The organism is Lutibacter sp. (assembly GCF_013139515.1).
Taxonomy (GTDB): Bacteria; Bacteroidota; Bacteroidia; order Flavobacteriales; family Flavobacteriaceae; genus Lutibacter.
Window position 1 is genome coordinate 1 of record NZ_WTAR01000142.1, and the last position, 2,615, is coordinate 2,615.

Genomic DNA, 2,615 nt, shown 5'->3' on the forward strand with positions numbered 1-2,615 from the left:
TTGTACAATAGCAAGTTATGCATTGAATGTTACAAGTTTTACATGTGCAAATTTAGGTGCAAACACCGTTACTTTAAGTGTTACTGATGAAAAAGGAAATGTAGGTTCAAATACAGCAACAGTAACAATTCAAGATACAGTTGTACCAGTTGTAAACACCCAAAACATTATTGTTCAATTAGATGGTACAGGGAATGTAACTATTACACCAGCACAAATAGACAATGTTTCAACTGATAATTGTGGTATAGCAAGTTATTCATTGGATAATACAACATTTTCGTGTGAAGATATTGGAGAAAATACTGTTACACTAACCGTAACAGATGTAACTGGAAATAGCAATTCTACAACTGCAATAGTTACTGTAGAAGATAATATAGCACCAATAGTTGCAACACGAAATATTACAGTACAGTTAGATGCAGGTGGATTGGCGACAATAGTACCAGGAGACGTAAATAGCTCAGGAGGCCTTCAAGGTTTATATGCATTATATCCTTGGGATGGAGAATTAAACGTTTCTTTATATAATTATGATTCAGTAACGGATGAAATTTTATTAGATGAAGGGTTTAATGAAACTTTACCAAGTTATAATAATTTTGGATTTGATTACAATACCCAAAATGGATTAGTTTACTATTTAGGAGCTGATGAAAGTCAAAGCTCAACAAGATATTTATATTCTTACAATACTGATACAGGAATTGTTACTTTGATAGAGCAAATGATTTCAGATGGGGGAAATACAAAACCTCAAGATTTAACTTTTGGAGGAGATGGAACACTATATATTGTTTTTCAGTCAGGAGAAATAAATGCGTATGATATTTCAACCCAAACAATTAGTGCATTTTCAACTGTATCACAAGATGGTTCAGTAGGTTTAACGTATGATAATGATAGCAATAGATTACTTTATGTTACTTCAAGTGATCCAATTGAATTATATGCTATTGATATTTCAACGAGTATAGTTACATCACTTTTTACTTTTGATACACCAGATAACTCAGGTTGTTCAGCACAAGGAATAGAATATGTAGGGAATGGTAAAGTAATTGCCTCGTCAACTTTTGGTTGTGATATTATATACACGGTAGATTTAGAAACAGAAGTAACTAATTTATTGTTAAACCCTACAGGAAGTTTTACAGATATTAAAGATTTAATGTTTATAAATAGTGGTTCAGGTGGTACAAGTGATAATTGTGGTATAGCAAGTTATTCACTAGATATTGATGAATTTACGTGTGAAGATGTTAATGCAAGTTCTTCAGGTTCTGTAATCCGTGTTGGAGATAAAGAAGGTAATTACTACGATTTAAACATAAATACAGGAGCAGCTTCATTAATAGGTACTATTAATGGTGCTTGTAATGAAGGAACTGCAGGTGTTAATGCAATGGCGTTTGATCCAATAAGTGGTAGAGCATTTGCGCAATCACCAAACGGTTGTTATGAATTCTTTGAGTTTAATCCAGAAACAGGAGCTATGATAGCTTCATTTGAAACAGAAGATGTTCCTGCAGCATTAGAATTTGTAGATGGTATATTATATGGTTCAGGTATTATATCAGGAGCATTAGTTACAATTAATATGGATACTGCAGAAATGACTCTTGTAGGGCTTCAGGATCCTTTTGGAGATAGTGGTTTATGGATGAATGGTCTTGCTTATGAAGCTGGTTCAAGCACTATGTATGGTGTTAGAGGCGGTGGAGGTATAACAGAATTATATACGATAGATTTACAGACAGGAGAAGCAGCTATGGTTGGTCCTTGTGGTGTAAGTTTAGGAAGTATTAATTTTGGTGCTGATGGTAAATTGTATGCAGGTGGTGGTCAAACGCCAGCTAGAGGTAATATTTATGAAATTGATATTCAAACGGGAATTGCTACACTAGTAGGACCTACAGGAATAATGGGTGAAGGACCAGTTGTAGTAAATGCAATGATGACTTACGGTAGCATTTCAGGAGTTACAGTAACCTTAACAGTAACTGATGTAAATGGAAATAGCACATCAGAGACAGCAATAGTAACTGTTGAAGATAACGTAGCGCCAGTAGTAAATACACAAAACATTACGATTCAATTAGATGCTGAAGGTGAAGTAAGTATTACTCCAGAAATGATAGACAATGTATCAACAGATAATTGTGAGATTGATAGCTATAAAATAGATGTTACAAATTTCACTTGTGAGGATATTGGAGAAAACGAAGTTACATTAAAAGTAACAGATATTTACGGAAACAGTTCTACAGCAACTGCTACAGTAACTGTAGAAGATACAGTAGCACCAAATGTAGTAACGGTAGCACCATTTACGTTACAGTTGGATGCAGAAGGCAGTACACTTAGTATTGATGTTGAAGATATTGAAAACGGAAGTACCGATGCTTGTGGTATTGAAAGTTACGCATTAGATGTTGATTCTTTTGATTGTAGCAACGTTGGAGAAAACACTGTTACTTTATCAGTCACAGATATTCACGGAAATACAGGAACAGCCACTACAGTTGTAACTATTGAAGATAACGTAGCACCAGTTGTTATTACACAAAATGTAACTGTTGCATTAAATAGTAGAGGAGAAGCTTTTATTG

General features: G+C 34.2%; 1 pseudogene. It reads left to right on the plus strand.

Annotated features, from left to right (window positions below):
• Nucleotides 1–2,615, plus strand: a pseudogene (locus tag GQ540_RS12335) (hypothetical protein); the annotation flags it as partial.